Genomic DNA, 23,638 nt, shown 5'->3' on the forward strand with positions numbered 1-23,638 from the left:
TCATATGGAGCAAATTTCAGTAAAGAAATTAGAAGAGGTACTTGTTGTAGCAGGTGATGATAAACAGAAGCAAAAGGAATTTTATGAATTGCTCTTATCTACTGAGTTTTATGTTGCTGGTTCACTAGAAGCAGAGGACGGGGCAACAGAAGGAATACTTCGTTTGCGTCATTTCCAAGGAGAAGATAGATGGATCGTTCCGTTCTTTACACAAATGGAATTTGTAAAAGATGTGTTGCCAGAAGGAACGCCCCTTATTAAGATACGTGGGAAAGAGTTATTTGGTAGCATTGAGAAAGATGCTACAGCTGTATTAAATGTTGGCACTGATATAAGTAAAACATTTATTCCAGAAGAAATTGCAGATATCGCATCTGGACGAATTTTTAACTATTATAAATAAAAGGAAAAGCGTAATCGCTTTTCCTTTTTAATTTGAACACGGGGTGGCTACGCCGGAAGCAATAGAGAGTGTTTTATTATGTGTACTTATTGTAGCTGTAGCTCCAAGAGGAATCCCAATGTTTGGACTTATATGTCCAATTGGTAAACCGAATAGGACCGGTATATGATATGGTGCGAAATATTCATATAATATTGCTTGCAATGATTGAGATGGCTTTGAAGGAGTGCAGTCGTGACAACTTGTAAAAATAACGCCCCTGCATTCATTAAACTTTCCAGATAAAAGTAGCTGATTTAACATACGGTCAATGCGGTACGGTTCTTCACCAATGTCTTCAAGTAATAAAAGTGTATTGTCCGTATTTATCTCGTAGGGCGAGCCAATTATACTTGTTAACACAGCTAAATTTCCTCCAACTAACGTACCTGTAACTGTACTGTGAGAGCTAGGTACGATACATTCTGATGCAGATAAAATGGTTGAATACGGATGGAATAGCTGATTGAAAGAGGATAAAGATAGGGAATCAATACCTTTTCCTAGTTCTTCAATCATCGGACCATGAAATGTTATAAGCTTTGCATAACGTGAAACAGCAGTATGTAAAGCTGTAATATCGCTATATCCCCAAAAGATTTTAGGGTTTTGCCGAATGATTTCATATTGAATGTGAGGGAGGAGACGAGCACTTCCGTAACCACCTCGTGCACAGAAAACGGCCTTCACTTCATTATTTGTAAATGCTTCATGTATATCGTCAAGCCGAACTTGATCACTTCCGGCTAAAAATCCATATTTCTCGTAAACGCTCTTCCCGATTATTACGGATAACCCCATCTCTTGTAATACATTCACACCTTTTAATACATTTTCGATTGTAGGTGGACCAGATGGTGCAATGATCATTACTGTATCACCTTGTTTTAATGCATTTGGATAAATCATTAAGCTCAGCCTCCTTCTCTTTCAATATATTCGCTTCATATGAAGTTCAACCCTTGCAAAAGCAGGGGAAAGCTTATCAAATAAAGAAGATATAAGGGAAATAGGAGGGAAAATGATGTTTACAAGTCGAGTAACAGACATATTAAAAATTGAGTATCCCGTTGTTCAAGCCGGTATGGCAGGCGCGATTACGACGCCAGAACTTGTTGCAGCAGTAAGTAATAGCGGAGGATTAGGGACGCTTGGAGCGGGCTATATGAGCCCAGAACAAATTCGTGAAGCGATTTATAGAATAAGAGAACTAACAGATAAGCCTTTCGGTGTTAATTTACTTGTAACGAAAGAGATACAAATAGAAGAAGAGAAGGTAAATGAGGCGAAAGTATTACTAAGCGGAGTGAATAGAGAATTAGGTATAGAAGTAGAAGGAACGTTAAAGCTTCCAAAAAGCTATAAGGAACAATTACAAGTGCTATTAGATGAAAAAGTACCGGTCGTTAGCTTTGCATTTCAAACGTTAGAAAAAGAAGAAATAAATGATTTAAAAAGAAGTGGAATAAAAGTCATCGGAACAGCTACCCATGTGAAGGAAGCGAAAGTACTTGCTGAGCTAGGAGTAGATATTATTATTGGGCAAGGTAGCGAAGCAGGAGGGCATAGAGGAACGTTTATTGGGAAAGAACGAGATGCTATGATTGGTACGTTTGCGTTAATACCTCAGTTAGTAGGGGCTGTTCCGCATACCCCAATTGTCGCAGCAGGTGGTGTAATGAACGGACAAGGGCTTGTTGCGGCATTGGCACTAGGAGCAGAAGGTGTTCAAATGGGATCAGCCTTTTTAACAAGTGAAGAGAGTATTACGCACGATGTGTATAAAGAAGCGGTTTTACATAGTACAGATACGAGCACAACTGTAACTCGTGCGTTTTCCGGGAAATATGCACGCGGTATTCGGAATGAATTTATAGAGAGACATGAAGGAAAAGAAGAAGGGCTTCCTATGTATCCAGTGCAAAACGTATTAACTTCTAAAATACGCAAAGAGGCAGCGAAGCAAAATAAGGAAGGATATATGTCGCTTTGGGCAGGACAGGCAGCATCATTAGCTCGAATCGAATCAGCTCAGCATGTAGTGGAGCGAGTTATGAAAGAAGCAGAGAATGCAATCGAACAATTACAAAATATATACAAAAAGACCACTTGAGTAATTCAAGCGGTCTTTTCATTAGTTTGCTTTATAAAACTGTTGGATGGCTTCGTCGATGTAAACCCAGCCTTTCCAACCTAAGTGCATATGATCTTTTAAGAAGTATTTATCGTATTCATGATTTGAGAAGTCGGCAATTGGATACCCAGCTTTTTCAATTTGCTCATGAACTTTCTTATAGTATGCTTCGCGGCGTTCTTTTGGGAAGCCAGCGTAGTCGTACCAAGGACCTTTGACAGGAACAGAAATGAAGAGTGGTTTTGCACCAGATTGTTTTAATAAATCAAGTACAATTTGTAAATCTTCATATTCTGGCGATTGGTCATAAGCATCATTTTTTAAGTAACCTTCACGTTGTTTTAATTTTTTCTTAATTTTGCTATTGAAGTAACCATCTTCGATACCATATTCATTAGATCCAGATTCTGCTGCACCTGTTTGATCTGCATGTTTACGAGCCTCTTCCCAGTTCATTTGTTTTAATGAAGGGTCAAGCTTCTCTTTGTGCGGTTTAATATTAAACATAGCTGTAAATAAATCTTTACGATCTAAAATGTTACGGTAAATATAAGCGAAAGGTTTAGCAGCAAGTGCTTTTACTTTATACTTCGTATCATCATAAGCGATACCTTCAAGCGAAATTTTTAATAAAGTTTCTTTTTTTACAATCTCAAAGTTTAATAAACGCTTTGCAATTTGTTTTTTCATTTCAGGTTTTAAATCATTGTTGAAAATGAAGTGGTAACCTTGTTGTTTTGAAAAGTTAGGTGCAAAGTGCGTTTCGTCAATACCTTGTGGTACAAACCATTGCGGAGAAAGAACGAATACCATTTTCTTATCTTTCAATTGATCCATTGTAGATGCGAAGTTTAACACATGTACAAGGTCTTGTGTTCCGCCGCGTCCAAGAAGGAATGGCGTAAATCCTTCAGGCTTTACTTTAAAATAATTAGATGGATGGAAAGCATCCATACGTGCGAATTCCGATGAACCGTACATCGGAAGATATTTTGGATCTGCTAACATCTTTTGCTGTAAAATCATACTTTGAATTTTTTCTTCTTTTAAAGAAGTAGCAGCTTGTTCTACTTTTTCATCACTTAAAAGTGGAAGTAGGAAGCGCGTTGGAATAAGTAAGAATACAGCAAAAAGGGCCAATGCTAAAAGCATCGGACCAAATTTTGCTTTGTTCATCGGATTTCTTCCAACTTCTTAATAACCATGTTTGGTGTAGCCCACTCGTCACGGTCAAAATCAGAAATAGAAACTTCAATATCTAAACGCTCTTGGAATTCAACTAATAAAGATACTACAGCGAAAGAATCAAGGATACCTTCTTCAAATAATTGAACATCTAAGTTTTCTTTCACAATATCGTTTTCACATACTTCTTCTAAAATATCTAAGACTTGCTCTTTGAATTCTGCCATTTTTAAAATCTCCTTTATATCCGAAATTATTATATGTGCAACTTCTTAATGGAATAAGAAGGGTGCATTAAAAGTATCTGTTAAGGTGTCCAGAGAAGATTAGGAAACCGAAACATACAACGTGGAACGTAATTACAATCGCAAGGATGCGTGTAAATTTATTGTTTGGCCAAAACTTATGCTTTTTGTTTTTTCGTTCGAAAATATCGAATAAAATAAACAGTGCGGCATGGTATAGACCATAAATAATATACTGCGCAACAGCGCTTCCTTGGATATGCCAAATTCCCATAATGAAGAAGTTTAAAAATGCACCGATATACGAAATTGTGTAACGGTTCTTAATTAACTTTTTCTTCGTTGCAAAAAAGACGAAACGCATGTAAATAAAATCACGGAACCAGAATGATAAACTCATGTGCCAGCGGTTCCAGAAGTCTTTAATATTACGACTAAGGAATGGCTTATTGAAGTTTTCTGGCGTTTTAATTCCCATCATATAACTTACACCAATTACAAAAGAGCTATAACCAGCAAAATCAAAGAATAGATATAAGCTATAGCTATACATGTAAATCATATTTGAAAATATTGTATCGTGTTGAGCGAATGCTGGGTCCATACAATATTGCTTTATTAAGTAAGCAATAATAAATTTATACAAGAAACCTTGGAAAATACGATTTAGTCCTGTATATAGTAAATTTTGATATTCTTCAGCGCTAGGTGGCTTTTGAATATCTTTTTGGAATCTTCGGTAACGATCGATAGGTCCTGTTGAAATCGCAGGGAAGAATAAAACGAATTCCCAGAAGTTAAAGAAAGAAAGCTCTTTAATTAAACCATCACGAACTTCAAATACCATCTGAACTGCTCTGAATGTTACGTAAGATATACCTAGAAAAACAACAAGTTTTAACTCAGGTAAAAACGATGCAAACGGTGCGATTTTTGCCAAAATAAGAGGCAAAATCGATAAAATAACAGCTATGCAAAATGTGAATGTACTATTATTTTGTTTTCTTAAAAGTAAATAGCCTTTAATTAGGGCATATTGCCAAATAATAAATGCGGCTAACATAATCGCTTGCTTCGGTTTATCTGAGAAGATAATAGCAATCATGACTAATGTTAATACTGCATTATATTTACGCAACATTTTACCTTTTAATCCAGCTATGATAGTAGGTATTAATAAAATGCCCACTATAGCGAAAAAATAAAATGATCCATATGCGGTCATGCTGTAACCTCACTCAATAATTTTTTGCGATCTACCTTTCCATTTGGTGTCATTGGAATAGAAGATTGATACATGAATTTACGTGGAATCATGTAGTTTGGTAATCGCTCATTGAGTTCTTTTTTGATTGCAGATGTTAATTTGAATTCTTTTTCAAATGAATGTTCTCCAGGAACAACAACCGCTAATAAATAATCGTATTTTTCACCTTTTTTAATTGGAACGATAACTGCACCTTCTACGTAAGAACACGCACGAAGGTGATGCTCAATTTCTTCTAATTCCATTCGATAACCATGCAGCTTAATTTGGAAATCAAGACGACCATTATAGAATAGAAGACCATTTTCAACATAGCCAGCATCGCCTGTTTTATAGGCGCGCTCACCGTCAATCATAGTAAATGCTTTTTCTGTTAATTCAGGGCTTCCTAAATATCCAACGCTTACGCTTGGACCGACAATTACGATTTCACCTTTTTCACCATCAGGTGCAATCGTTCCATCTTCTTTCATAATAAGAAGGCGGCAGTCTGATTTACAGTAGCCAACTGGAAGTGATTTGTATTGATCAAGCACTTCTTCTGTAACGTGAATACCTGTTACAGCGACAGTAGCTTCTGTTGGACCGTAAGTATTCATAATTGTTGCTTTTGGGAAACGCTCAATTAATTTTCTAGCCACTTCATTTGGTAACACTTCACCGCAGAATAAGAATGTTTTCATGTTCGGTAGCATACTCTCAGAGAAAGATGCTTCCATTAAACACATTTCAGCGAAAGAAGGTGTGGAAGTCCATACTTGAATATCCGATTGCTCTAAAGAAGCAAACAAGTCTTTTGGACGCGCAATCATATCTTTATCGATTGCCCAAAGTGTACCACCTGTTACTAATGATGGGTAAATATCCATTACAGATAAATCGAATGAGAAAGGTGCTTGATTTAAGAATACTTGCCCTGTTTGTAAGTTGAAATCTTCTACAGCCCATTTTGTAAAGCTAACAAGGCAGTTATAAGTAATCTGAACCCCTTTCGGATTACCTGTGCTTCCTGATGTGTAAATAATGTAGAAGTTCTCATCACCTTTTACCGCATGTTCAGGATTTGGAGTGTTCCCTTTATGAGTAAAGAAAATATCTTTTAAGTTGTCTTCACTTACGATGCGAACTGGTAAATCAGTTACAGTTACTGCTGTTGCCGATAAAAGTAATTTCGCACCAGAATTTTCAGCAATACGTTGTACACGATCAGCTGGGATAGATAAATCTACAGGGATGTAAGCATGTCCAGCTTTTACACATCCTAAAAAGTTAATAATCATTTCAGGTTGCATATGGCCATACACCATAATTGGTGAACGATCGTCTGGATACTCAGAAGAAATCCAATGTGCTAACGCATCAGAATCTTCCTTTAATTGTTTGTACGTAATTTTCGCATCTCGCCAAACAAAAGCGGTTTGATCAGGCGTTTCTGCAGCCCACTTTTCAATTTGTTCTAATAACTTCATAACGTTCCCACCCTAGAATTCATTGTAAATAAATGTACTTGTGTTTGTATCATGGAATCCATACAACCAAAGTAATGCAAATAAAATTGCAAGATAATAAACCGTCTTTGCAACCCATTGTGTGAGTGGTCGAGACCATATCTCTTTTAATCTTTCCATGTCTTTCCCTCTCTTAATGAAATAATAGCTCTTTGTAGGTATCATGTCCTACATTATTGTGAAAAAAACAAAATCCCACATTTTAGGTAAAAATAAGTCAAAAGGCTCTTTTTTGATATTAGCACTAAATACTAAAAAAGAAAATCCCTAACTTAGCAATTATATTACATTCAGCATGAATTTGTAATGGGTTTGACATGTAAATAGAAAGGAGATTGTGTGAATACATAAAAGTGGACTATAAGAATACGTAAAAATACAGTATTTGTTTTTATTAATCATTCAAGATGGAGTAAACTTTTAAATTTCTAGTTATTTTGAAAAGGAGGAAATTATCATGAATAGAGTGTGGAAGAATCTAATTTCGGAAGAAAATATCGTGAAATGGAGAAGGCACTTCCATAAGTATCCGGAATTATCATTTCATGAAAAAGAAACTTCACAATTTATATATGATACATTATGCTCATTTTCTTCTTTTGAAGTAACGAGACCGACGAAGTATAGTGTACTAGCAATTAAAAGAGGTGTGAAGCAAGGGAAAGTAATTGCGATTCGAGCTGATATAGATGCTTTGCCAATTCAAGAGGAGACAAGTAAATCTTATACATCTGTGAATAAAGGAATGATGCATGCATGTGGGCACGATGCTCACGCAGCTATTTTATTAAGCACAGCAGAGGTGCTATCAAATATAAAGGAAGATTTTGCAGGTGAGATTCGTCTATTCTTTCAGCACGCAGAAGAGGTGTATCCCGGTGGGGGACAAGAAATGGTTGAGGCAGGTGTAATGGACGGTGTTGATTATGTAATAGGTTTACATGTTATGTCTGGATTAGAAAGCGGAAAGATAGGAATTGCGTATGGGCCGATGATGGCGGCACCAGACGTATTTACAGTTGAAATTCAAGGCAAAGGAGGACATGCGGCGCGGCCAGAAGAAACGATAGACCCTATTGCTATCGGAGCACAGATTATTACAAATTTACAACATATCGTATCAAGAAATACGAGTGCTTTTATGCAAAGGGTTATTTCAGTTACACAATTTCATGGGGGAACGGCTGACAATATTATTCCTAGTACAGCAACTTTAATGGGAACCGTTCGTTCATTTAATCAAGCATTGAGGGGGGAAGCAGAAGGGAAAATCGAGAAAATTGTGAAAGGAATTACAGAAGCACATGGAGGATCGTATACATATACGTATCGATATGGATATGATCCGGTTATTAATGATGAATATATTACGAAAATAGTAGAAGAAAGTGCACTACATTTGTTTGGGAATGAGCGTGTTGTGAAGCTTGAACCTTCTATGGGTGGGGAAGATTTTTCAGCATATTTAAGAAAAGCACCCGGTTGTTTCATTAAATTAGGAACAGGTAATGAAAATATATATACTTGTTATCCACATCATCATCCGAAATTTGACGTGGATGAATCAGCATTAATTTGTGGAGTGGAGCTATTTTTAGAGACGACTATAAGATTACTAAAATCATAGAAAAACAAAAAAAGGCAACTGCACTCTATTGCAGTTGCTTTTATTTCTTTCCGTCAGAGAGGGCTGAGAAAGAACTATGCTCATTCATAGTATATGAATAGCTAACGGACAAGCTTGTACATTTTAATCATTTTTTTAAAAATAGTTGTTGACATTGATAATCAATGTCAATTAATCTAAATGTAGTTGAAATTGATAATTATTATCAATGGGATGGATGCGACATGTTAATGAGAAAAAATTTTCACCTTCTGCGGAGGGGATTAAAAGATAAAAATAAAGATGTTGATCAGCATATGGAATGGCAAAGAAATGTAATTCGGTCTGAATATGTAGATGAGAAGAAGAGCATTCAAACAGAAAAAGAGATACAAAGTAAAGGGAGAGGTTCAGTTGAGTAAGTTAGTAATGATTTTTGCAAGTATGAGTGGAAATACAGAGGAAATGGCTGACCATATTGCCGGCGTAATTCGTGAAACAGAAAATGAAATTGAAGTTATTGATATTATGGATTCACCAGAAGCTTCTATATTAGAACAGTATGATGGAATTATTTTAGGTGCATACACTTGGGGAGATGGTGATCTTCCTGATGATTTCTTAGATTTTTATGATGCAATGGATTCTATTGATTTAACTGGGAAAAAAGCAGCAGTATTCGGATCGTGTGATTCGGCTTATCCGAAATACGGAGTGGCAGTTGACATTTTAATAGAAAAGCTACAAGAGCGCGGGGCAGCAGTTGTGTTAGAAGGACTAAAAGTAGAATTAACGCCAGAAGATGAAGATGTAGAAAAATGTTTACAGTTTGGAGCTGAATTTGTAAAACACCTTTCTTAATGGCAGAAGGGAGATGAAGAGCAAGTGCATGAGAAAATCTCAATCAAAACGATGACAGATTATCATTTGTATGATTTTATGCGTTGTCCGCATAAATTTTATTTTCGTCATATAAAAAGAAGAGAACCTTCTTCATTTGAATGGCAACAAATAGCACAAATGATTGTCAATCAAATTATTAACGAGTATTACACGCTACCTGCGGGTCAACAAACGAAAATTGTACTTTTAATATTAATAGAAAAGTATTGGAAAAAAGTAAGGATTACTATGTTTGCTTCGAAGACGGAGTACTATATTGTATTAGCGAAGCTAACGGATCACTTATTACAGTTTGTTGAAAAGGATGATAGTCAGACACCACCATTGTTTTTATACGAGAAGTTTCAAACATATATGGAAGAGTTAGGTGTCCACATGTCATTGACATTTGAAGTTGGTGAGTGGAGTGCTGAGTCGTTTGTAATTAAAAAGTATGTTGTCGATGCAGATGAGGAAATGCTTGCTCTTTGTCAGAAGCTAATGACAGTATTCAGTTATAAAGCTTTCGGCGTTCTTCCAGGAAAAATTGAAGTTATTAATTTAATAGAAGGAACTAAGTATGAGTACATTCCGAAACAGGAAGATATTATATCTGGAATGGCTGATTTATCTAGAATGAAAGAAATGTTGCAACAACCGGAGCATTATACAGAGCGTCATTTTCGTTCTGAGTGTATAAGTTGTGCGTTTCGTAGTGAATGTCAAGGCGAAGAAGTAAAGAAAGAAGCGAAACAGAAGAAAAATATAGTTCATTAAAGGATGCAACTTTGCATCCTTTTTTGTTATTGACATGAAAAGCTTTTCATCATTTACGGTATATTTGTAGCAGACTTTAATAAAGTGAAACTTTAATCAGTGGGGGGGGCCATCACCCACTGATTATCAGTCCTCACTAATCAGGCTACCCACAAATAGCGGGATAAAGGGAGGAATAATCAATGAAAGATGAAACAAAAGTATTTCAATGGTTAAAAGAACAAAATGCTCCTTTTGAAATTCAACTGCAAATTTTACAGGCATTTCAATTGTATAAAGTTATTGTTGAAATGGATAAAAAGTTAATGATGTATGAGGAGAGAGTATATAGGGAGAGAATGTAATCTCATCCCTGTAATATCGTTTTTAGCTGTTCTGTACCTGTAATGAATTCGAGTTCATTCTCTGACTCAAAGTTATAAATAATATTATGTAGTAAAGGACTGTATTGATAAAAGATAGTAATGCGATGAATGAGTAATGGGTCATGATGAGAAATAAGTGTACTGTACTGTTCATATACAGATGTAGTAAACTCATGTCCGAAATCATAATATAGTCCTGCGAAATCAAAAGCAGGATCGCCAATTTGCGCATCACCAAAATCGATAACACCTGAAATGCTTTTGTTCTGCTTGTTAAATAAAATGTGATGATGTGTAAAATCAGCGTGAATGATTGTGTTTTGAAAAGTGGACGTATCTAAACATGCAAAGAAATTTTCAAATAAGCGATTTAAGGCTAGTTTCTGTAATGAAGTAAGGTTAGTAGTGAGATATTGGTTTAATTTTGTTTGTAGCTCTTTCCAGTAGGTACATGTTTTTTCAATAGAGAAACATAGCGTTGTAACTTGGTGTGAAGGAATACTATGTAGTACCGCAAGGAAAGTAGCTAATTGTGTAATAATTGCTTGAAGCTCCGTATCCTCCAGTTTGGCAACGGTTTCTGTTTTTAATGGTTCACCATGAATGAGAGTATAGTAACTACAAAGAGGAACCTCATCAGATTCATTTTTATAAATTAGCTGATATTGTGGAACTTCGATTTCTTGTAGTGATTGAGTGAGAATTGTGCATAGTTCTTTTTCTAGTGGAATTCGCATTGCATATTCCTGTTTTCGCGGGAAACGAAACAGTAGCTCATCATTTACTATAACTGCTACATTATCCCATCCTTCTTCATTTTGTTTATATGAATGTATAGAAAGATTAGGCAAAGCTTCTTTTATATAATGTTTGTAAGAGTCCATAATTGTTCCTCGTTTCTGAGTTAAGTTATTCTACTTTATGATATCAGAATTTTCTTTCTATATGTTAAAATATAGCTATCATTATGAAGAAGGGCGGGAGTATTACGAAAAAAAGACTGTTAATCATTTCTCTATGTATCGCTTTTGTATTGTTTTGGTCATATAAAGAGGAGGTTTTTGCTACCTTTAAACCGATTGATCAGTACGAATTAAATAAGGAGTTAAAGAACAAAAGTATAGAAAATTTAACTCATAATGAAATGAAAAAGGTAGGAGAGTATTTTGTGACCGAGCAACTATCAGTATTTGAGTTTACTAATAAAGAAGATGTAAAACGAAAAGGTGAAGAAATATTTTTAAATAGAGGGTATGAACAATTAATGGGAAATTATGATCCAAATCGTTTTCAAGATTTAGAGTATAAATTTACAAACGAGGAGATACGTGAAGAGACAGATGAGAGTTTTCTCTATCAAGCTGTAGCGTATGTTGTGGGTACTGAAAATGGTAAGAGAAGCGAAATGAAATTGAATTATGAAGTGAAAATTGTAAAGGTTAATAATATATTTATGGTGCTAGAACAAAAGCAGCGCATACAATAAAGGAAATTCATTGCTGAATAGAACATTTGGAGATGTACTACTTAATGCGGAATAAAAAGGCCCTCAAGGAATCAAGGGCCTTTAAAGATTTTCATTTTGTTGACCAAGTTCTTTTTGAGCAATATATAAATTTCCTTGCTCGACTTGTTTAAGGGTATGAACAGAATCTCCTGCATATTCTTTTTGTGCTTTAACAATTCTTTTTGAACGATTGGAATCTTGTTTCTTCATATAATAAGCCACCTTTCATCAAAAATAAACGAAAATGATAAGTATGAGTAATACAGCAGCGAAAATGGTAATGCCCATTAAAAACGAAGTGTTTTTATATTTAGGTGGCTTATGTACATCTTGCCGATACCCAGGTGAAATTTCAGGGGCAAATTCTTCATCGAATGATTGCTTTTTTTCTTTTTCGTCCATATGTATCCACCTTTCTTTCTCATTATCGTATACGTTACAAGAAAAAATATGCATAAAGAAAACAGCCGCTTTATTATTAGCGGCTGTTTTGTGTTATATATTTTCGTTGTACTTGAAAAAGACGGATAAGTAGGAAGGCAGCGCCAAATGCTAGACCGATAATAAGACCGATCCAATAGCCTTTCGCGGCCCATTCTGTATACGTTGCTAATATGTAACCTAGTGGTAGACCAATTATCCAATAAGCAATTAAAGTCATAATTAGAGCAACATTTACATCTTTATAACCACGCAAAGCTCCTTGTACAGGGGTTGCAATTGCATCTGAAATTTGAAATAAAATTGCAAAGATAAGAAATTCTTTTGCTAAATGATGAACTTTTGCATCTGTCGTATAAATAGAAGCAATTTGATCATCAAAAAAGTAGAGAAGAATCGAATATAATAAAGCAAAGGCAAGGGCTAATCCAATTCCAATCAGTCCGTATTGTTTTGCATTATTGTAACGTTTTGCTCCAACTTCGAATCCAACCGCAATAGTCATTGCCATTGCTAAACTTAGCGGAGTCATATATAACAAGGAAGCAAAGTTCATAGCTGCTTGGTGAGCTGCAATAGTTGTCGTACTAAAATTACTCATCATGAGCGTTACCGCAGCGAAAATACTTGTTTCAAAAAAGATAGCAAATCCGATAGGGACGCCAAGTTTTAAGAATGCTGTCCAACTCGAAAGAGAAGGTCGGTATAATTGTTTGAAAATGTTGAAAGAGGCAAAAGGCTCTTTCGTCTGAATAATAATGACTGTAATAATTAAAATGCACCAATATGTTGCAGTGGAAGCAATTGCTGCTCCGACACCACCAAGCTTTGGGAAACCGAAGTTACCAAAAATTAATAGGTAATTCAATATTACGTTAATTGGTAATGATAGTAATGTAATAATCATCGTTGTTCGAGTTTTTCCTAATGCATCAATAAATCCACGTAAAACAGTGTAAGTGAATAAAGGTATAATTCCTATTGCGATAATACTTAAAAATTGCGCTGCAATACGTTCCACAGGTTCTTCTAAGCGCATGCCATTTAAAATAGGTGAAACGACGAAGAAACCGATGAGGATAACAACGAAGCTAGCACAAATTGCTAAATAAACTGCTTGTATGACAACGTGGGGAACGTCCTCTTTTTTCTTGGATCCAACGAGCTGTGCAACAATGGGAGTAGTAGCCATTAAAATTCCTGTTAACCCCGTACTAACTGGAATCCATATACTTGTTCCAATTGCAACACCTGCTAAATCAGTTGGACTTGCATGTCCTGACATTGTTGTATCAAAAAAACTCATCGCAAATAATGACATTTGCGTTACGAAAATCGGAAAAAATAGTAATACAAATTGCTTTAACTTTTGTGAGAATGAAGTAGTTTCTTTCATAAAATCCCCTTTCCGTATAAAAAAACAAACTCTTACTATCATACAATTTAATCAAAGATTAGAAAAGAAATACGCGCCTACAACATATGAAGCCAATAAAAAAAGGATGCACTTTGAAAAGGGATAAGGTATTATGATAAGGTGTGAAAAAATTACATATTATTTGTTATTAAGGAGGCACTACTTGTGGCTGATTGGTTAATTGGTTTAATCATGGGTGCTGTTGAAGGGTTAACAGAGTTTCTACCAGTATCATCAACAGGACATATGATTTTAACAGGACATTTAATTGGATTTAACGATGAGAGAGCGAAAGTTTTTGAAGTTGTTATCCAATTGGGATCGATTTTAGCAGTTGTTGTTATATTTTGGAAGCGTCTATGGTCGTTAGTTGGAATAGGTAAAGTAACAGACGGACCATCGTTAAATTTATTACATATTATTATCGGGATGATTCCTGCAGGGGTACTTGGCGTATTATTCCATAGCACTATTAAAGAGGTTTTATTTGGTCCAGGACCAGTTGTTATTAGCTTAGTAGCCGGTGGTATTTTAATGATTGTTGCTGAGAAGTTTTCGAAACCAAGTACAGCAAGAACGTTAGATGAAATCACATATAAACAGGCATTTACAATTGGAATGTTCCAATGTTTAGCTCTTTGGCCAGGATTTTCTCGTTCTGGTTCTACAATAAGTGGTGGTTTATTAGCTCGCGTGTCGCATACAGCGGCAGCTGAATATACGTTCATTTTAGCGGTACCGATGATGGTAGCTGCAAGTGGCTTAGATTTAATTAAAAGCTGGGATGTATTAAGCTCAGCAGATATAACGCTATTTGTAACAGGATTTGTAACTGCATTCGTTGTTGCGATGCTTGCAATTGTTTCATTCTTGAAATTATTATCTCGTGTAAAACTAACACCGTTCGCTTATTATCGTTTCATTTTAGCTGCGGTATTCTATTTCTTCATTATGTAAGAATAAATTATCGGTAATCCCCTATAGAATAGACACTTGAAAAAAGTCTATTCTATAGGGGATTTCTTTTATAGGAGGAGAAAATAAAATTTTCGCTCTCATTTACTTGTATTTCACTATGTAAAATATGACATAATGATTTTATTAGTTAAACCAATCGGGCTTTTACGGGCAGCCCGCCCCCCACCTAACTTCTTTGCTTACGCTGAATTTTGAGGTGGGGGTCTTACTGGCCGGCAAATAGCGGGATAAATAAAATTTATAGGGTATTTGAGAGGAGCAGTTTAGTGAGTTTTGCAATAGAAATAGTAATTCCAGCACCAATTGATGTCGTTTTTGATTATGTAAATAATGATGAGAAGATATTGGAATGGAGTACCTTTATGGTAGAAAACAGGTATCCTCCAAATGTAGATATAAACAATCCTCGTGAAGGGGATAAATATATATCTGTGCAAAAGATGGGTAAGAAAATATATGAGTTTGAGGCAGAAATTTTAGAGTGTGAAGCACCTTATATCGTATCAATTGGATGTGAAATGAAGCAAGGCTATACAGTCGCAACTTATATGTTAGAAGAGGATGAAGAAGGCACATCACTTACTTTAATTATAGAATTTGAACCGAATAATTTTTTATATAAGATTATGTATAAGTTGACTGGGTGGATGACTCGTGGAGTCTATATGGGGGAGATAGAGCGTCTAGCAGAGTGCGTAGATGCCGCATATTCTCAGAAAAAAGGATTATAATTTTGTAAAATAAAAAACCTGCCGAGCTCGGCAGGTTTTTATTTTACTACTTTTTCCATCATGTTTTCCATTACATGTTCCCAAAGAGAAGTATCATCAGCTAATGTAGCACGGAAATTAGCATACATTTCTTTTTGTTTTTCTTCGAATGTTGGATCTTCTTTTTCAGGTAATGTAGCGCGCATTGAAGTTACTAATTCTTGTACTTTTGGAGCGCGTGGTCCCCAAACAGCTTGTTCATTTCCGTCTTTATCAATGAAAATAAAGATTGGAATCGCACGTGCTGTTCCATTTGTTAAATATTGATCCATTAATTCTAAGTTTTCATCGCGAATTAATAAACTCATATCAATATTTGCAACTTCAGAAATGCGTTTCATAACAGGTACGCATAAAAGAGCATCGCCACACCAATCAGCAGTTAATACGATAACACGCCAGCCATCATTTTGACGTTCTTCTAATACAGGAAGTAATTCATTTGGAATTAAAAAGTTATTGTAAATGTGTAGTAGTTCGTATTGGTTTACTTTCATTTCATTCACATATGTATCAAAGGACATACCTTTATCAGCCCATTGTTGTAAGTTCATAATTAACACCTCTTTAGTAAGATTTGCTTTCATTGTACCAATTTTTATATAGAAAAGCTTGTATTCTTATTCTTTCTTGTCACTTAATAATTTATTTAATAGAAAAAAGAATAGTACGACACATAATTCAGTTAAGTTAGACATTTGTACGCTTTCTATCCAATCATCAGCAGTATGAATGACGAACCAATCTAGTGTAATTTCAATGAATGAGAAAAGAGTGATAGAAATCAAATTTGGCATGTTTTGAGTCAATGGATATAGCAGCGCTTTGAAGAAACTGAAAATAAATAATGTAATACTATCTAAGAAAGTGATTAATAAAAAAAGAGAAGTAAAGTAGTACGTGAACTATACGCTATACCTGTAATTTGAAAGATTCCTACATATACAAAAAATATAAATGCAAAAACTATAATGAGAAAAAGAGCAATAATACTAATGATAATTGTTTTATCTTTTAGGCTGAGATTTGAGAACCTCTCCTTCTCATGCATTAAAATACCCCCTTTTTCTGAGAGGTGACTTCGTTTTATCATGAAATACATATTAAAAAAACTACGAATTATGGGAAAATAAGATGACAAAAAGTAAGATTTCATGTAAAATTATTAATAAGGTTTTTATTTAACTAAATGAAATAAAAGGAGCTGTCAAAGTTGTCTCAAAATCGAGAGCAATTAATGGAAGAACTATCGACAAATGTGTTTGCTATGTTTCGCACGTTGCGTAATGATATTGGAAAAATATTCGGTGGTTACATACCGTGGAATGAATTCATCGTTCTGAGAATATTAAATCGTACGAATAAAGAAATGGTATCGCGTGTAGCAAATGAATTAAATGTGTCGAATAGTCATATTACAGCTGTTACAGAAAAATTAATTAATAAAGGTTTTGTAACTCGTTCACGTTCTACATCAGATCGCCGAGTTGTGTATTTAGAGATTACAGAACAAGGGAAAGATTTAGTTTCGAAAATGGAAGATGCGAAAAAACAATATTTACAAGAAAGATTCTCTGCACTTTCAGAAGATGAAATGAATGTAATGATTTCAATTTCCCAAAAACTTATTTAAGTGATTATAAACAAGAAAACGTTTACGTGATGAAATAGAAGATCTTCCTTATATATGGGAGATCTTCTTTCGTGTGTAATAGATGTTAATAAATAAAATGTGTATGAAAAAAGATAGAGCGCCATACTACTAATACAAGGAAGGAGGGAGAAGTATGACGAATCGTAACGGTAGTAAAGGGAGCGGTAATCAAGGGTCACCAAAGTCCGGCCAATTTAATCAGGAATTTAGCACTGAATTTGAAACTGGTAATGATAATAAAGGAAAAGAATATCGTTCTAAAAAAGGGAGTAAATCAAAAAAGGAGTGAAATAATTCACTCCTTTTTTGATTTAAGATGCTGCCGATTGATCCGTATTATATTTTTCTTCTGATTTTGCGACAATCATTGCGCAAATTGCATCGCCAGAAATGTTTACAGCTGTTCTAGACATATCTAGAATACGGTCAATACCGATAATTAAAGCGATGCCTTCTACTGGCAGATTTACTTGATTTAAAACCATTGTAAGCATTACAAGTCCAACACCAGGTACACCAGCAGTACCGATACTAGCTAGTACAGCAGTTAATACAACCATAGCTAATTGGGGTAATGTAAGTTCAACACCGTATACTTGAGCGATAAATACAGTGGCTACCCCTTGCATAATGGCAGTACCATCCATATTAATAGTTGCCCCTAGTGGTTGTACAAATGAGCTTATCGCTTTTGGAACGCCAAGTTTATCTTGTGCTGTTTTCATTGCAAATGGAAGCGATGCATTAGAGCTAGATGTACTAAATCCAATTGCCATTACTGGTCCGAAATGTTTAAAGAAACGAACAATACTTTCTTTTGCTAATACCTTTAATAAGCCGCCATATACAAAGACCCCGTGAATAATGAGTACTAACATAACGACAATCATATACTTGAACATCGCAGCGACGCCTGTAAGACCCATTTTACCAACGGATGAAGCGAGCAAACCGAATGTTCCAATTGGGGCTAATTTCATAACGATATTAACAAGATACATCATTAATTCGTTGCCCTGTTCAAGTAATGAATGGATACCTTGAACTCGTTCTCCTAAAATAGCTATACCGAGTCCAATCAATACGGCAAAGGCAATGATTTGTAACATGTTTCCGTCAGCCATCGCTTTTGCTGGGTTATCTGGTACGATATTTAGCAATGTGTCGACGAAAGATGTTTCAGTTTTTGCACCTTCATACTTAAGACCTTCTGTTTTAAAATTACCGCCAGCTCCTGGTTTTATAATAAGTGCAAATGTAACCGCTATAGAGATGGCAACCGCAGTTGTTACGAGGAAGAATGAAATTGATTTTAAACCGATTCTTCCAAGTTGTTTCGGATCTCCAAGACCGGCAGCGCCAAGTACGATAGAAATGAACACAACGGGAACAACTAGCATTTTAATAAGTCGAATAAACAATTGACCAATTGGGTTGAACACATATTGATTTAGTGGCTCAAAGATAGATGGAGCAGCTAAATTTAGAGTGAGTCCAACAACTAGACCTAGAAATAATGCGATTAAGATTGCTTTTGTTTGTTTCAATAAAATCCCCCTTTTGTTTTTGCGAAATTTCTTTCTAAAGTAATTATACCGAAAAAATACTTAACTTTACAATATTTTCTGAATTTTTTGTTTAATTGTAGATAGACTTATTTTGTGTTTGGAAAATAAAATAGACCATCACATAGGATGGTCAAGGGAAGGGGACAATTTATGTCAATTTAATTAGGGATGGAAGTTGCTTTAAGACACTGGGGAATGTCTTATAAATTAGGGAGGAACAACTTCGATACATATACTATAAAAGATAGGTGTGACTCTCATGTGAACATAGGGTGAAAGAGAGAGGGAGTTTTAAATAAAAGATAGAAAGACAAAAAATAAGACCATCATTTATAAGATGGTCAAGGAAGGGGACAATTTATGTCAATTTAATTAGGGATGGAAGCTGTTCAAAGACACTGGGGAATGTCTTATAAATTAGGGAGGAACAACTTCGATACATATACTATAAAAGGTAGATGTGACCTCTGTGTGAACATAGGGTGAAAGAGAGAGGGAGTTTTAAATAAAATGAAAATTTAATGAGTGTTTTTTGTTCATCCCCTGTTAATTATTAGCCTTAACCAATTGGGCGTTTATTGCCTACAAATAGCGGAATAAAAGATAGAGCAAACAAAAAATAAGACCATCACATATAAGATGGTCAAGGAAGGGGACAATTTATGTTAATTTAATTAGGGATGGAAGCTATTCAAAGACACTGGGGAATGTCTTATAAATTAGGGAGGAACAGCTTCGATACATATACTATAAAAGGTGGATGTGATCTCTGCGTGAACATAGAGTGAAAGATATGGGGATTTGAAAAATAGTACATATGAAATTGTTATTGCTAGCAATATTGAGCTAGGATATAGTTTTCCAGCATAAAACGAAAAAGGAATCTGAATATAAATAAAAGTTGTAATCTATAAAAAAAAGGATTATGCTCAACTATATTATGAGAATATAAGGTTTGTCCCAGTTATTTAAGGGCTTTTAAAAAGCTTTTTATTTATGAGGGGAAAGCTTCACTTTAATAAGGGAGTTAGTGATATGGACATAACAAAAAAACAAGGACTTTATAATCGTCTTATACGATTAAACCCACCACAAATATTAGCATTAGGTTTTTTCTGCTTAATTGTGGTTGGCGGTTTGTTATTAAAATTACCATTCGCAACGAAAGTACATATTAGTTGGGTAGATGCTTTCTTTACAGCAACGTCAGCAGCGACCGTAACTGGTTTAGGAGTAGTGGATACAGCAAGTACATTTACGATGTTTGGCGAAATTGTTATTATGTTTTTAATTCAAACAGGTGGTCTAGGTCTTATGACAATTGCCATTTTAATTGTTTGGGTACTAGGTAAAAAAATCGGATTACGTCATCGTTTGTTAATTGGAGAAGCATTTAATCAAACAAATATAGGTGGTCTTGTAAAATTAGTAAAGCGTGTCTTTATATTTTCGATTTGTATTGAACTTATTGGGGTCATCTTTTTATCGTTTCGCTTTATTCCAGTGTTTGGTTTTGGAAAAGGTTTATACTATAGTATTTTTCATGTAATTGCATCTTATAATAATGCAGGCTTTGCTTTATGGCCAGATAATTTAACAAGATATGTAGGGGATCCCATTATTAATATTGGGATTTGCTCTTTAATTGTAATAGGGGGACTCGGTTTTACCGTATTAATTGATATGTGGTATAGCCGTAGTTTTCGAAAATTATCGCTTCATTCGAAAATCATGATTATTGGAACAGTAGTGCTAAATGTTATAGCGATGATTGTTATTTTTGTATTGGAATATAATAATGTGAAGACGTTAGGGAATTTACCTTTAAATGAAAAGTTATGGGCTTCTTTCTTCCAAGGTATAACTCCTCGTACTGCTGGATTTAATACAGTTGACTACGGGGGAATGGAAGAATCATCTATATTATTTACGATGATTTTGATGTTTATTGGTGCAGGAAGTGTATCGACAGGTGGAGGAATTAAATTAACGACGTTTGTTATCTTAATTACATCTGTCCTTTCTTTCTTTAGAAAAAAAGAGGAAATCGTATTATTTCAGCGTACGATAAAAATGTCAACAGTAACGAGAGCATTAGCCATTGCTGTTGCCAGTCAAATACTTATTTTTGCAGCGGTATTTATATTAATGCTGACAGAAAACTTCAGCTTTATTCAATTATTATTTGAGACGATATCAGCGTTTGGCACAGTCGGATTAACGATGGGAATTACTGCAAAGCTATCGGCATTCGGAAAATGTATTATTATGTTTGTTATGTTTTGCGGATTGATTGGACCATTAACACTTGTGTTCTCTTTAGCGCGACCAGCAAAACAAAAAATAAAATATCCATCGGAAGATGTGTTTACAGGATAAGGTATCCCACGTTAAGCGAGATACCTTTTTCTTTTTTAGAACAGAGAGAACAGTAAACCAATTAGTGCTACTCGGAATAAAATTGCAATAAGTGCAGCAATCCCACCAACAACTGCAGCGATACCCCCAGTTACAGTAGCTCCGCGGTTATAAGCGTAAATACCGAGTAAAACAGAAACAAGACCAAATAGTGTTGGGAATGTAAATAGTGATAAGATAGATAGCGCAAGAGCAATAAAACCAGCAGTTGATCCAGCAGCGGAAGATTTTACAGCATCTTTATCGTCTTTATCATCGTAATTATAATCAATGCGTTGTGGTGCAACTTCAGCGGCGTACTCTTCCTTATAATCACTATCTATTCTATCTTTTCTTTTATAATCATCAAATTTCTCAGTCAAAGTCATGACTCCTTTCATAACAAGGTTCAATAGTAGTATGTATCTCTTTTTCTTTTTTATCCCGCATTAACGGGTAGTAAGACCCCATCTCAAAATTCAGCGAAAGCAAAAAAAGTTAGGTGGGGATTGGGCTGCCCGTAAAAGCCCGATTGGTTAGGGCTAATAATCAGTGGGGGATAAACACCCCCCCACTGATTAAAGTTTCACTATACCGGAGCATGTACAGGGAGTAGTATCTTTTAAAAGGAGGAAAATGTTTTCTTGAAATAGGAAAAGTTAGTATGACTTCCTCTATTTTGGAAAGTATAAAAAGGAATAATGAGGAAAGGGTGCAATACATAATGGAACATCCAATTGAAAATTTAATGAAAACGGCAATGACAAATTTAAAAGAGATGGTAGATGTAAATACGATTGTTGGGAGTCCGGTTTCAACAGCTGACGGAAATGTAGTATTAACAGTATCTCAAGTGGCTTTTGGTTTTGGAGCTGGTGGAAGTGATTTTAAAGGGGATTTCATTACTGAAAAACATAACGGTGGGCAAAATCAGCATAAAGAGAACAAGCAAGGGCATCCATTTGGAGGAGGAAGCGGGGCTGGGGTTTCCATTAGTCCAGTGGCTTTTTTAGTAGTTGGTTCTAATGGGGTGCAAGTATTACATCTCAACAGTAGTACACATTTAATTGAAAAGGCTTTAAATACTGTACCAAGCACTGTAGATAAATTTGTAAATGGTCGTCAAAAGTGAACTTGCATTTTTTAGGAATTATGATATATTAGAAAAAGTGCGCTTTAGGATGATCGGAATAATTGAAATGTAAATATATATGATGTATGGAATAAGGGAGAGGACTTTATGATTAATATTAAAAACTTAGTAGTTGGCTTATTTATGTTAGTAAGCGGCTTTGTTGTATATGTAATAAAAGAAAAAGCTCCATTCTAAAACAGACAAACCGTTACTGTCTGTTTTTAATTTGCAGAAAAATGTTGACAAGTTATTGTATTGGTGTTAAAATTTTAATTCGTGTCTCGGTTACAGCTAGTGTAGAGTAAATATTTCTTATGAATGCAATACGAAAAGTTTGCGAAAGATCGGGTAATTTTATCAACAACTTTTGTGAACAAACCCTATAAATTGTATTTATAAGCTATATATGTATACTAGTGAATCAAGGAGCGGTCAGTGGAACCGTAATGATGAGAGAGAGGTAGGGCTTTCATCCAGTATATGTTACTTTCCCGTTAGGTGAATATAAAAAAGAGGACTCCTTTTAAAAGGAGTCCTCTTTCATTTTTTAAGTGCGACTTTCAACTTGTTGACAAATTTCATCCGTTGTTAAACCGTGAGCTGTAATGACTGATCCTTTAATTGATGCATCTGCAATGCCCATCATATTGGAATCTTGCCCAGTTACCACACAACAATCGCACCCTTGTGCATCCTGTTCTGAGTTAAGTGTAACAACTTCATGACCTTGTTGCTGAAGAGCTTGTTGAACGTCTGTTAATGAGTTTTCAACGCCAATTCTAGCCATAATTCTCACCTCCTACCATCTAATTGCTAGTATGCTCAAGTTCACTGCATATATTTATGAAAAGACGGTAGGAAGTAAATCTTTGTTTAGTCGTTATATACGCCAGTAAGCATTTGACTAACGAATTGGTCGTTTAATGTATCTTGTGCTGAAGAAGTATTTGAATGGATGTCAATTGAAGCAATAAAATGATTATGTTCTTTCGTATTTGGTTCTACCTCTACGTAATTATCGAATTTACAAAAACCTTTCGTATCCATTAGATCAAATAATTGCAGCATTTCTACTACCTCTTGTCTCGTTCCTTTAATTTGTACACACGCCATATTTATTTCCTCCTTTATTTTGACAAATTGTTTTTTAAAAATAGGATTATGATTACGAAATGAAAAATATGAATGTTATTTTTAGACAGCGCTATTTTTGTTATTTTCCCCCTTTTTCACCAAAAGTCGTTATATATTCCCGGATTTATAAAATCGGATGTCCGTTTATTGAATACAATAGATTCGTATCAATTGATGAAAATCCTTCTTTTAAACAAATATTTTTTTAGTGGAAATTGGCGAAAAA

30 protein-coding genes and 1 pseudogene are annotated in these 23,638 nt (G+C 35.0%); 15 read left to right on the forward strand and 16 right to left on the reverse strand.

The features are described 5' to 3' along the window. Positions 1-4: 4 nt before the first annotated feature. Positions 5-403 (forward strand): SseB family protein, encoded by a 399-nt coding sequence (locus F3I02_RS16435; RefSeq protein WP_196478185.1) that lies wholly within the window; start codon positions 5-7, stop codon positions 401-403. A 27-nt stretch (positions 404-430) separates the two neighbouring features. Here F3I02_RS16435 and F3I02_RS16440 read toward each other — a convergent pair whose 3' ends face one another. Beyond that, the gene (locus F3I02_RS16440) at positions 431-1,351 is read right to left on the reverse strand and encodes a S66 peptidase family protein (protein ID WP_000640069.1); all 921 of its coding nucleotides are present in this window, start codon (positions 1,349-1,351) and stop codon (positions 431-433) included. A 115-nt stretch (positions 1,352-1,466) separates the two neighbouring features. On the opposite strand from F3I02_RS16440, the gene F3I02_RS16445 reads away from it, so the two are divergent. After that, the gene (locus F3I02_RS16445; protein WP_000495284.1) at positions 1,467-2,555 is read left to right on the forward strand and encodes an NAD(P)H-dependent flavin oxidoreductase; all 1,089 of its coding nucleotides are present in this window, start codon (positions 1,467-1,469) and stop codon (positions 2,553-2,555) included. Positions 2,556-2,576: 21 nt separating this feature from the next. Here F3I02_RS16445 and dltD read toward each other — a convergent pair whose 3' ends face one another. The 5 genes from dltD to F3I02_RS16470 form a co-directional block, all read right to left on the reverse strand. Next, entirely contained in the window at positions 2,577-3,752 is a 1,176-nt protein-coding gene (gene dltD, locus F3I02_RS16450) for a D-alanyl-lipoteichoic acid biosynthesis protein DltD (RefSeq protein WP_001030268.1), read from the reverse strand. Further along, positions 3,749-3,988, reverse strand: coding sequence for a D-alanine--poly(phosphoribitol) ligase subunit DltC (gene dltC / locus F3I02_RS16455; RefSeq protein WP_000807310.1), 240 nt, complete (start codon positions 3,986-3,988; stop codon positions 3,749-3,751). Before dltC ends, dltD begins: the two co-directional genes overlap by 4 nt. Before the next feature lie 67 nt (positions 3,989-4,055). Then, the gene (gene dltB / locus F3I02_RS16460; protein WP_000127930.1) at positions 4,056-5,231 is read right to left on the reverse strand and encodes a D-alanyl-lipoteichoic acid biosynthesis protein DltB; all 1,176 of its coding nucleotides are present in this window, start codon (positions 5,229-5,231) and stop codon (positions 4,056-4,058) included. Next, a complete protein-coding gene (gene dltA, locus F3I02_RS16465; RefSeq protein WP_000770505.1) occupies positions 5,228-6,742 on the reverse strand; it encodes a D-alanine--poly(phosphoribitol) ligase subunit DltA in 1,515 nt (504 codons plus the stop codon). Before dltA ends, dltB begins: the two co-directional genes overlap by 4 nt. Before the next feature lie 12 nt (positions 6,743-6,754). Continuing rightward, positions 6,755-6,901, reverse strand: a complete 147-nt coding sequence (locus tag F3I02_RS16470; RefSeq protein WP_000440293.1) for a teichoic acid D-Ala incorporation-associated protein DltX — start codon at positions 6,899-6,901, stop codon at positions 6,755-6,757. 337 nt (positions 6,902-7,238) lie between these two features. Between F3I02_RS16470 and amaA the strand changes: the two genes are divergently transcribed. From amaA to F3I02_RS16495, 5 genes are all read left to right on the forward strand, one after another. Then, the gene (gene amaA / locus F3I02_RS16475) at positions 7,239-8,408 is read left to right on the forward strand and encodes an N-acyl-aliphatic-L-amino acid amidohydrolase (RefSeq protein ID WP_001082782.1); all 1,170 of its coding nucleotides are present in this window, start codon (positions 7,239-7,241) and stop codon (positions 8,406-8,408) included. Between the two features lie 224 nt (positions 8,409-8,632). After that, positions 8,633-8,809, forward strand: coding sequence for a hypothetical protein (locus F3I02_RS16480; RefSeq protein ID WP_000929023.1), 177 nt, complete (start codon positions 8,633-8,635; stop codon positions 8,807-8,809). Further along, on the forward strand, positions 8,802-9,248 hold the full coding sequence (locus F3I02_RS16485; RefSeq protein WP_000041153.1) for a flavodoxin: 447 nt from the start codon (positions 8,802-8,804) through the stop codon (positions 9,246-9,248). Before F3I02_RS16480 ends, F3I02_RS16485 begins: the two co-directional genes overlap by 8 nt. 24 nt (positions 9,249-9,272) lie before the next feature. After that, on the forward strand, positions 9,273-10,046 hold the full coding sequence (locus F3I02_RS16490; protein ID WP_196478186.1) for a hypothetical protein: 774 nt from the start codon (positions 9,273-9,275) through the stop codon (positions 10,044-10,046). A 182-nt stretch (positions 10,047-10,228) separates the two neighbouring features. Then, positions 10,229-10,390 (forward strand): hypothetical protein, encoded by a 162-nt coding sequence (locus F3I02_RS16495; RefSeq protein ID WP_000651086.1) that lies wholly within the window; start codon positions 10,229-10,231, stop codon positions 10,388-10,390. Between the two features lie 2 nt (positions 10,391-10,392). Here F3I02_RS16495 and F3I02_RS16500 read toward each other — a convergent pair whose 3' ends face one another. Then, positions 10,393-11,295: an aminoglycoside phosphotransferase family protein gene (locus F3I02_RS16500; protein WP_000378987.1), complete on the reverse strand. Its 903-nt coding sequence runs from the start codon at positions 11,293-11,295 to the stop codon at positions 10,393-10,395. Between the two features lie 83 nt (positions 11,296-11,378). Between F3I02_RS16500 and F3I02_RS16505 the strand changes: the two genes are divergently transcribed. Beyond that, the gene (locus tag F3I02_RS16505; RefSeq protein WP_000715256.1) at positions 11,379-11,897 is read left to right on the forward strand and encodes a hypothetical protein; all 519 of its coding nucleotides are present in this window, start codon (positions 11,379-11,381) and stop codon (positions 11,895-11,897) included. An 81-nt stretch (positions 11,898-11,978) separates the two neighbouring features. Here the strand turns inward: F3I02_RS16505 and F3I02_RS16510 are convergent, their stop codons facing one another. The 3 genes from F3I02_RS16510 to F3I02_RS16520 all read right to left on the reverse strand — a co-directional run bounded on the left by F3I02_RS16510 (position 11,979) and on the right by F3I02_RS16520 (position 13,755). Further along, positions 11,979-12,128 (reverse strand): hypothetical protein, encoded by a 150-nt coding sequence (locus tag F3I02_RS16510; RefSeq protein WP_000743732.1) that lies wholly within the window; start codon positions 12,126-12,128, stop codon positions 11,979-11,981. A gap of 18 nt (positions 12,129-12,146) precedes the next feature. Next, positions 12,147-12,320, reverse strand: a complete 174-nt coding sequence (locus tag F3I02_RS16515; RefSeq protein ID WP_000343558.1) for a hypothetical protein — start codon at positions 12,318-12,320, stop codon at positions 12,147-12,149. A 76-nt stretch (positions 12,321-12,396) separates the two neighbouring features. Further along, positions 12,397-13,755, reverse strand: coding sequence for an MATE family efflux transporter (locus F3I02_RS16520; RefSeq protein WP_000665552.1), 1,359 nt, complete (start codon positions 13,753-13,755; stop codon positions 12,397-12,399). Between the two features lie 186 nt (positions 13,756-13,941). On the opposite strand from F3I02_RS16520, the gene uppP reads away from it, so the two are divergent. Together uppP and F3I02_RS16530 are read left to right on the forward strand one after the other, a co-directional pair. Beyond that, entirely contained in the window at positions 13,942-14,733 is a 792-nt protein-coding gene (gene uppP, locus F3I02_RS16525; RefSeq protein ID WP_000796266.1) for a bacitracin resistance undecaprenyl-diphosphatase, read from the forward strand. A 287-nt stretch (positions 14,734-15,020) separates the two neighbouring features. Further along, positions 15,021-15,485, forward strand: a complete 465-nt coding sequence (locus tag F3I02_RS16530; protein ID WP_000006434.1) for an SRPBCC family protein — start codon at positions 15,021-15,023, stop codon at positions 15,483-15,485. A 38-nt stretch (positions 15,486-15,523) separates the two neighbouring features. Here F3I02_RS16530 and F3I02_RS16535 read toward each other — a convergent pair whose 3' ends face one another. Both F3I02_RS16535 and F3I02_RS16540 read right to left on the reverse strand, forming a co-directional pair. Then, positions 15,524-16,111: a thioredoxin family protein gene (locus tag F3I02_RS16535; RefSeq protein ID WP_003300531.1), complete on the reverse strand. Its 588-nt coding sequence runs from the start codon at positions 16,109-16,111 to the stop codon at positions 15,524-15,526. Positions 16,112-16,144: 33 nt separating this feature from the next. Beyond that, positions 16,145-16,575: pseudogene (locus tag F3I02_RS16540) on the reverse strand (YrvL family regulatory protein). Between the two features lie 162 nt (positions 16,576-16,737). Here F3I02_RS16540 and F3I02_RS16545 point away from each other — a divergent pair. Beyond that, positions 16,738-17,157 (forward strand): MarR family winged helix-turn-helix transcriptional regulator, encoded by a 420-nt coding sequence (locus tag F3I02_RS16545; RefSeq protein WP_000081444.1) that lies wholly within the window; start codon positions 16,738-16,740, stop codon positions 17,155-17,157. Between the two features lie 154 nt (positions 17,158-17,311). Beyond that, positions 17,312-17,467: a hypothetical protein gene (locus F3I02_RS16550; protein WP_000184928.1), complete on the forward strand. Its 156-nt coding sequence runs from the start codon at positions 17,312-17,314 to the stop codon at positions 17,465-17,467. A gap of 22 nt (positions 17,468-17,489) precedes the next feature. On the opposite strand, the gene F3I02_RS16555 is transcribed toward F3I02_RS16550, so the two are convergent. Continuing rightward, positions 17,490-18,725 carry a dicarboxylate/amino acid:cation symporter gene (locus tag F3I02_RS16555; RefSeq protein ID WP_196478187.1) on the reverse strand — a complete coding sequence of 412 codons (1,236 nt, stop codon included), beginning with the start codon at positions 18,723-18,725 and terminating at the stop codon, positions 17,490-17,492. A 1,056-nt stretch (positions 18,726-19,781) separates the two neighbouring features. Between F3I02_RS16555 and F3I02_RS16560 the strand changes: the two genes are divergently transcribed. Next, complete coding sequence (locus F3I02_RS16560) at positions 19,782-21,125, forward strand: TrkH family potassium uptake protein (protein ID WP_196478188.1); 1,344 nt, start codon at positions 19,782-19,784, stop codon at positions 21,123-21,125. 35 nt (positions 21,126-21,160) lie between these two features. Here the strand turns inward: F3I02_RS16560 and F3I02_RS16565 are convergent, their stop codons facing one another. Then, positions 21,161-21,526: a hypothetical protein gene (locus tag F3I02_RS16565; RefSeq protein WP_000136539.1), complete on the reverse strand. Its 366-nt coding sequence runs from the start codon at positions 21,524-21,526 to the stop codon at positions 21,161-21,163. A gap of 281 nt (positions 21,527-21,807) precedes the next feature. On the opposite strand from F3I02_RS16565, the gene ytfJ reads away from it, so the two are divergent. Both ytfJ and F3I02_RS16575 read left to right on the forward strand, forming a co-directional pair. Next, a complete protein-coding gene (ytfJ, locus tag F3I02_RS16570; protein WP_000204241.1) occupies positions 21,808-22,275 on the forward strand; it encodes a GerW family sporulation protein in 468 nt (155 codons plus the stop codon). Between the two features lie 108 nt (positions 22,276-22,383). Next, entirely contained in the window at positions 22,384-22,473 is a 90-nt protein-coding gene (locus F3I02_RS16575; protein ID WP_000608227.1) for a hypothetical protein, read from the forward strand. Positions 22,474-22,825: 352 nt separating this feature from the next. Here F3I02_RS16575 and F3I02_RS16580 read toward each other — a convergent pair whose 3' ends face one another. Both F3I02_RS16580 and F3I02_RS16585 read right to left on the reverse strand, forming a co-directional pair. Further along, on the reverse strand, positions 22,826-23,065 hold the full coding sequence (locus F3I02_RS16580) for a YkuS family protein (RefSeq protein WP_000101018.1): 240 nt from the start codon (positions 23,063-23,065) through the stop codon (positions 22,826-22,828). An 86-nt stretch (positions 23,066-23,151) separates the two neighbouring features. Further along, positions 23,152-23,391: a DUF3911 family protein gene (locus F3I02_RS16585; protein ID WP_000752512.1), complete on the reverse strand. Its 240-nt coding sequence runs from the start codon at positions 23,389-23,391 to the stop codon at positions 23,152-23,154. Positions 23,392-23,638: the final 247 nt, after the last annotated feature.

Origin of the sequence: Bacillus sp. SRB3LM (assembly GCF_015712745.1) — a bacterium.
GTDB classification, from domain to species: domain Bacteria; phylum Bacillota; class Bacilli; order Bacillales; family Bacillaceae_G; genus Bacillus_A; species Bacillus_A thuringiensis_K.